Here is a 7,506-nt window from a genome sequence, read left to right on the forward strand (position 1 = left end):
ACGCGCTCCCTGGGGATCCGGAGCTATGGGTGACTTGCCTTCGTGCGGTGTGGCTGGCGATTCTGCTAAGTTGGCCGCCTTTCGAACGAATAAGACCGAGCCTGTGACGTCACGCAACAGCATCCTGCCTAAACGCCGCCTGCTGGCGACAGCCGTCGCCTTCATCGTCTCGAGTGCCGCCCAGGCGGCCCAGGTGGCGCCCACGACGGTCGCACCGACGCAGGGCACGACCACCCAGGCGACGCCCGTGGCAACCTGCACACTGGGCTCGTTCTTCTGTCCGAGCCGGCCGCTGAACTACAACCTGTGCCGTCCGAATGCCATGCTGGCCTTCTACGAGCCGGAAATCACCAAGGACACCTCGCTGCGCGAGACCGCCGTGACCGACGTGCACTCGGGTCTCGATGACGGCACCAGCGGCGTCAAGGTGGAGAGTCCCGAGCCGGATGTGTATCACCTGACCGGCGGCGTCCGCCTCGAGCGCGCCGACCAGGTCATGCGCGCCGACGACGTGACGTAYAACTCGGACTCGACCGCCTACGACGCCAAGGGCAACGTGCGGTACCAGGAGGCGGGCATGCTCGTTTCCGCCGAGCGCATGACCGGCACGACCACGCCCAACCAGGCCGACGCCGACCACGTCGCCTACCAGCTGCTGGATACGCGCGGCAACGGCGTGGCCGACCACGCCAAGGTGATGGACCCGCAGCATGGCCGCTTCTCCATGGCCACGTATTCCACCTGCGATGTCGGTAACCACCAGTGGGAATTCCGCGCGAAGACGCTGAACCTGAACAAGGATACCGGCGTCGGCCTGGCGCGCAGCGCGACGCTCCGGTACAAGAACGTGCCGATCCTCTATGCGCCCGTCTTCTCCTTCCCGCTGGACGACCGTCGCAAGAGCGGCTTCCTTTATCCGACCTTCGGCTCGAACAGTTATTCGGGCGTCTACCTCACGCTGCCGTATTACTTCAACCTCGCGCCGAACTACGACGCCACGGTCGAACCGGGTTTCTATACGGATCGCGGGCTGATGCTCGGTGGCGAGTTCCGCTACAAGCTGCCGACGTCCAACGGCAGCTTCGACCTGCATTACATGGCCCACGACAAGGGCGAGGATCAGGACGTCAGCGGAACGAGCGACCGCGACGGATCAAAGCAACGCTGGCTGGTGCAGATCGCCAACTCCACCGCCCTCGGCGACGGCTTCAACTTCGGCGCGAACATCAATCGCGCGTCGGACAACCAGTACTTCCGTGACTTCGGCAACGATATCTACACCTCCGGCGTCTCATTGCTGTCGTCCAGCGCGTACGTGAGCAAGGGCGGCAAGTACTGGTCAGCCACCCTCGGTGCGGATGACTATCAGAACGTCGACGCAGGCCTGCCGAACTACGTGGCGCCGTATCGGCGCTGGCCTCGCGGCACCTTCAATTTCAACGCGCCGGTGCTGAGCTGGCTCGACGGCGGCATTGACAGCGAAATCGTGAACTTCCGCAAGGAAGATCCCGCGCCGGTCTCTCCCGGCGTCCCAGGCCAGGTCGATGGTACCCGCCTTGATCTGGCGCCGTTTCTCGCGGCCGACTTCCAGGGTGCATCGTGGTTCGTCCGTCCTCGCCTCGAGTACCGCTACACCGACTATCGCCTCAACACCGACTACCGGCAGTTCAACTACACGCAGCGCGACCCGTCCCGCTCCCTGCCGATTGCCAACGTGGACGCCGGCCTGATCTTCGACAAGCAGACGAACCTGTTCGGCACCAGCTATACGCAGACCCTCGAGCCGCGCCTGTACTACCTGTACGTGCCGTATCGCAACCAGAACAATCTGCCGCTCTTCGACACCAGCGAAATGTCGTTCGACTTCTGGCAGCTGTTCAGCAACAACCGCTTCTCCGGCGCCGATCGCCAGATGGACGCGAACAACCTGACTGCCGCCCTGACGACGCGCCTGCTCGATGACCACGGTGTGGAACGGCTATCGGCCAGCGTCGGCCAGATCCGTTACTTCAGCGACCAGAAGGTGCAGTCGCCGGGCGTGGCACCGACCAATTTCGCCGGTTCCGACTACATCGCGCAGTTGAGCATGCAGTTCAACGACAACTGGCGGATGAACAGTTCGTACCAGTGGAACCCGAACAACAAACAGAGCCCCTACCTGAATACGGATGGGCAGCTATTCGTCCAGGGCCATGAGACCGATCTGGCCACGGTCCAGGTCCAGCGCCGCATCAAGGGCGACGGCATCATCAACTTCTCGTACCGGTATCGCCGCAACGTGATGGAACAATTCGACACGTCCGTTGTCTTTCCTGTGTCCGAGCGCTGGCGCGCACTGGCGCGATGGGTTTTCGCCCGCCGCGACGTCCTGCCTGTCTACGCGCCCGGCGGAACCACGCCCTTCAATACCTTCACGTTCTCGCACCGCACCCTGGATGCTGCCGTGGGCGTCGAGTACGACAGCTGCTGCGTCGCCTTCCGCGTACTCGGCCGCCACTACGTACGCGACTACACCCGGCAGACGGCAAACGAGATCATGTTCGAGATGGAATTCAAGGGCCTGGGCTCCTTCAACCCGGAGACAGGCAGCTATCTGCGGCGTGCTATCCTTGGCTATCAATAAGAGGGGCAAGTGCCCCAGGCTCCCTATTCGATGAAGCAGATTCTTGCGTATTCCCTGCTCGCCGCCGGTCTTGCGTCGGTCGTTCCCACCGCCCATGCCCAGCTGATGCCTTCGGCCCAGCCGGCACAGGGCGGAAGCGCTTCCGGCAACGGTTCGCTCGACCGTATCGTGGCGGTCGTTGAGGACGACATCATCCTGCAGAGTGAGCTCGACGAAGCGATCAATGCCATCGTCAAGCAGTACGCCGCGAATCCTGCCCAGCTGCCGCCGCACGACGTGCTGGCGCGGCAGGTACTCGATCGCCTCATCCTGATGAAGATCCAGGTCCAGCAGGCATCCAACCAGAACATCAAGGTCTCCGACCAGGATGTGGACCAGGCGGCCGCGAACGTCGCCCAGCAGAACAAGATGAGCCTGGAGCAGCTGAAAGCCGCGGTCGAACAGGACGGCTACAGCTACGCCGGCTTCCGCCAGCAGCTGTCCGACCAGATCACCGCGCAGAAGCTGCACGAGAGCGTCGTTCGCGACCAGGTCAACGTGACCGATACCGAGGTCAACAACATGCTCGCCAGCCCGACCTACAAGGGCGGTGAAGTCCACCTGGCACACATCCAGATCAGCACCCCGGCCAACGGCAGCGCGAGCGATATCGCCGCCGCCCAGGCCAAGGCCGAGGAGACGCTCAAGGCGATCAAGGGCGGCATGGACTTCAACGCCGCTGCCATTCGCTACTCCGACGCACCCGACGCCCTCGATGGCGGCGACCTCGGCTGGCGCCGGCTCGATGAAGTGCCGCCGGCCTTCGCCGACGCAGTCACCGGCCTGAAGCCGGGTGACAACACCGCCGCCTTGCGTGGCCCGACCGGCTTTCACATCCTGAAGCTGGTCGAGACCCGCCAGGCCGGTCGTCAGATCGTCACCGAGTACCACGCCCGTCAGATCCTGATCAAGCCGTCGGAAATCGTCACGCCCGAGCAGGCGGAGAAGAAGGCGCAGGACATCTACACCCGCGTGGTCGACAAGAAGGAAGACTTCGCCAAAATCGCGAAGGACGACTCCAAGGACAACACCACCGCGAACAACGGCGGTGACATGGGCTGGTTCGCGGCGGATGCCTGGGGCCAGGCCATTGCCGGCCAGATCACCACGCTGAAGGACAACGAGGTGTCGCACCCGATCCAGACCGAAGCCGGCTGGATTGTGCTCCAGCGCCTGGGCGCGCGTCAGAGCGATCTGACCGACCAGCTGCAGCGTGACCAGGCTCGCCAGGCCATTGGCAATCGCAAAGCCGACGCGGCTTACGAAAGCTATCTCCGTGAGCAGCGCTCCTCGGCCTACGTGAACATCCTCGTGCCGGAACTCAAGGATCCGGACGACAAGCAGGCTTCGGCCACGCCCGCCCAGTAATCCGTCATGACCGCGACCACCCTGCCACGGCTCGCCGTTACTGCCGGTGAGCCTGCCGGGGTAGGTCCGGAGCTGGTCGCCCGCCTCGCCGCGAGCGATCTTCCCGCCGACCTCATCGTGATCACCGATCGCGATCTGCTTCGCCGGGCCGCCGCCATCTGCGGCATCGACCTCACCATCAGCGACGACGATGGCTCCCGCCTTGCGGCGAGGGCCGCCGGACACGTGCGCGTGCGCCATGTGCCCCTGGGCGAGAAGGAAACGCCGGGGCGGCCGGACCCCGCCAATGCGCGGCACGTGCTCGACATGCTGGCCGTGGCAGCCGACGGCTGCCTCAGTGGCGAGTTCGATGCCGTCGTCACGGGCCCCGTGCAGAAATCCAGCATCAACGAAGCCGGCATCCGCTTTAGCGGACACACCGAGTTCTTCGCCGAGCGCGCGGYCAGCGATGTCGTGATGATGCTGGCGAGCCCGGACCTGCGCGTCACCCTGGCGACGACGCACCTACCGCTGTCGGCGGTGCCATCCGCCATTACACCGGCGCTGCTGGAGCGCACGCTGCGCATTGTCGGCGGCTCGCTGACCTCGCTCTATGGCTTCATTCGCCCACGCATCGCCGTGCTAGGCCTCAACCCGCATGCGGGCGAGGACGGTCACATGGGACGGGAAGAGATCGACACCATCATCCCGCTGCTCGAGCGGCTGCGCGGCGAAGGCATGGACCTCCTCGGGCCACTGCCTGCCGACACCGCCTTCGTACCCGTCCTGCGCCATCGCTACGACGCGGTGCTGGCGATGTACCACGACCAGGCGCTGCCCGTGCTCAAGAGCGAGGCGTTCGACAGCACGGTCAACGTGACCCTCGGCCTGCCCTTCATCCGCACGTCCGTCGATCACGGCACCGCACTGGACCTTGCCGGCACCGGCCGCGCGGATCCGGCCAGCCTGTTTGCCGCGGCGCGACTTGCGATCGATTTCGCCAACCATCGGGCCGCCGTATGAACGCACGCCCCAAAAAAAGCTTCGGGCAGCACTTCCTGCACGACAAGCGCTACATCGACCGCATCGTTTCCTCCATCGCGCCGAAGGACGGTGACACCGTCGTCGAGATCGGCCCCGGGGAAGGGGCGATGACGATGCCGCTGCTGGCCGTCGCCAGGCGGATGACGGCGATCGAGCTGGACACGGACCTCATCCCCGGCCTGCAGGATCGCGCCGCCTCCATCGGCGAGCTGCGCATCGTGCATTCGGACGTCCTCAAGGTGGACTTCACGGCGCTCGCTCGTGAACTGGGTGCCGAACGCCTGCGTATTGCAGGCAACCTGCCTTACTACATTTCCAGTCCGATCCTGTTCCACTGCGTCGAGCACGCCGCGGCGATCCAGGACATGCACTTCATGCTGCAGAAGGAAGTCGTCGAGCGCATGGCGGCCGATCCCGGCAGCAAGGTTTATGGCCGGTTGAGTGTCATGCTGCAGCTCGCCTGCAAGGTCACCCCCCTGTTCACGGTGCCGCCGGGCGCCTTCCGGCCGCCGCCCAAGGTGGACTCGGCCGTGGTCCGGCTGGTCCCACTGCCGCCCGAGCAGCTCCCACAGGGCGACACGGCGAAGATCTACCAGGTCGTGAAGGCCGCCTTCGCCATGCGCCGCAAGACCCTCTCCAACACGCTGAAGGGTCTCGTGGACGACGCGACCATCCGGGATCTGGGCATCGACCCGCGTGCCCGCGCGGAAACCCTGCCCCCCGGCGACTTCGTCAAGCTAGCCAACGCGATGTGAAGGTCCTTGCGGGCATACTTGCCCGCCCTGTCCCCGTCCCCGACAATCGGACCATGAATTCCAAAACACCCTACACGATCGACGTGGAGGTCGAATCCCGCTTCGTCCCCGACCAGTCGCAACCCACCGACAATCGCTACGTCTTCGCCTACACCATCACCCTGCGCAACGCCGGCGAGACGGGCGCGCAACTGATGACCCGCCACTGGGTCATCAAGGATGCGAACGGCAAGGTAGAGGAAGTGCGCGGTGACGGCGTGGTCGGCGAGCAGCCGTGGATGCGACCCGGTGAGTCGTTCGAGTACACCTCCGGTGCCGTCCTCGAGACGGCGGTGGGCACCATGGAAGGCAGCTACAGCATGATTGCCGACGACGGCACGCAGTTCGATGCCCCGATTCCGACTTTCGTGCTTTCGATACCGCGCACGCTCCACTAGGATCGACTCATGGATAGCGTGCACGCCGTTAACGGCGCCATGGAGCAGCAGGACTGATGGCCGTTTACGCAATCGGCGACGTCCAGGGCTGCTACCCCGAACTCCAGCGCTTGCTGGAAAAGATTCGCTTCGACCCGGCGAACGATCGCCTGTGGTTCTGCGGCGACCTGGTCAACCGTGGCGGCGAGTCGCTCGCCACCCTGCGCCTGATTCATTCGCTGCGCGAGCAGAGCATCATCACGCTCGGCAATCACGACCTCTCGTTGCTGGCCATCGGCCAGCGCCGCGAAGACGCTCAGCAGCGGGTCAATCCGGAACTGCGCGAGGTCTTGTTTGCTGACGATGCGCCGGTCCTCATGGAGTGGATGCGCACGCAAAAGCTGCTGCACCACGACGAGGCCCTGGGCTGGACGATGATCCACGCCGGCCTCGCGCCAAGCTGGACACTGCGTCAGGCACAGCGTGCCGCACTGGAAGTCGAACGCGAGCTTGGCGGCCCACGTCACCAGCGCTTGCTCAAGAACCTGTTCGGCAACCGGCCGCCAGGCTGGAACAACCGCCTGCAGGGTGTCGAGCGACATCGCGCCACGATCAATACCCTGACACGCATGCGCTATTGCGATGTCAGCGGTCGCATCGACTTCGAAGGCAAGGGCACACCCGGCACGCAGAAGCCGGGCATGTATCCCTGGTTCGAGGTGCCGGGCATGCGTCGCCGTGAAACGAAGATCGTGTGCGGGCACTGGTCCGCGCTCGGCCGTTTCGCCGGCCTGGGCATCTACGCGATCGACACCGGTTGCGTCTGGGGCGGCCAACTCACAGCGCTTCGCCTGGACACACCGGAGCCCGAGTACATCACGGTAGAGGCCGAGCCCTATCGTCAGAAGCCCAAGGGCGGCGGCGACTAGGTAGACGCACCGTTCTGTGTAGGAGCCGATTCATCGGCGATCCCGCGGTAGCGAGCAAGGTTTCGGTTCACTCGCTTCGCGAGCGCATGTTTTTAGCGGCTCGCGCCGCCGCTTGCGTGAGGGGGTGAGGCGCAGAGCCTTCGGTGCTCGGACGTAGCGGCACAGAGCCTTCGGTGGCAACACCCACGCCCAACGGCTCTCCTTCCAGCTGACCGTCGCGTCGTGGGAGACCTTGGTGTCCACCCTCGAGGCGAGTTCCGCACAAGTGGAGCGGCCGTAGGCCAGTTAGATACATGGGCCGCGTGAGCGGCCTTTCCTTTGCGAACGCGGAGGACGTGTCTGAGCAGCGAGGG

The 7,506-nt window shown here is 64.8% G+C and carries 6 protein-coding genes; all 6 read left to right on the forward strand.

Annotated elements, in window-relative coordinates:
• The first annotated feature begins 103 nt into the window (after positions 1-103).
• The 6 genes from AC1DT2_RS02125 to AC1DT2_RS02150 are packed head-to-tail and all read left to right on the forward strand — an operon-like array spanning position 104 to position 7,153.
• Positions 104-2,623 (forward strand): LPS-assembly protein LptD, encoded by a 2,520-nt coding sequence (locus AC1DT2_RS02125; RefSeq protein WP_477293920.1) that lies wholly within the window; start codon positions 104-106, stop codon positions 2,621-2,623.
• Positions 2,624-2,653: 30 nt separating this feature from the next.
• Positions 2,654-4,030, forward strand: a complete 1,377-nt coding sequence (locus AC1DT2_RS02130; protein ID WP_477293922.1) for a peptidylprolyl isomerase — start codon at positions 2,654-2,656, stop codon at positions 4,028-4,030.
• Between the two features lie 6 nt (positions 4,031-4,036).
• On the forward strand, positions 4,037-5,032 hold the full coding sequence (gene pdxA, locus AC1DT2_RS02135) for a 4-hydroxythreonine-4-phosphate dehydrogenase PdxA (protein ID WP_477293924.1): 996 nt from the start codon (positions 4,037-4,039) through the stop codon (positions 5,030-5,032).
• Positions 5,029-5,808 carry a 16S rRNA (adenine(1518)-N(6)/adenine(1519)-N(6))-dimethyltransferase RsmA gene (gene rsmA / locus AC1DT2_RS02140; protein WP_477293926.1) on the forward strand — a complete coding sequence of 260 codons (780 nt, stop codon included), beginning with the start codon at positions 5,029-5,031 and terminating at the stop codon, positions 5,806-5,808. Before pdxA ends, rsmA begins: the two co-directional genes overlap by 4 nt.
• Positions 5,809-5,861: 53 nt before the next feature.
• Entirely contained in the window at positions 5,862-6,245 is a 384-nt protein-coding gene (gene apaG, locus AC1DT2_RS02145) for a Co2+/Mg2+ efflux protein ApaG (RefSeq protein WP_063574175.1), read from the forward strand.
• Positions 6,246-6,301: 56 nt separating this feature from the next.
• Positions 6,302-7,153, forward strand: coding sequence for a symmetrical bis(5'-nucleosyl)-tetraphosphatase (locus AC1DT2_RS02150; protein ID WP_063574174.1), 852 nt, complete (start codon positions 6,302-6,304; stop codon positions 7,151-7,153).
• Positions 7,154-7,506: the final 353 nt, after the last annotated feature.

The sequence above is a fragment of the Luteibacter sp. P4_E6 genome (assembly GCF_056401535.1).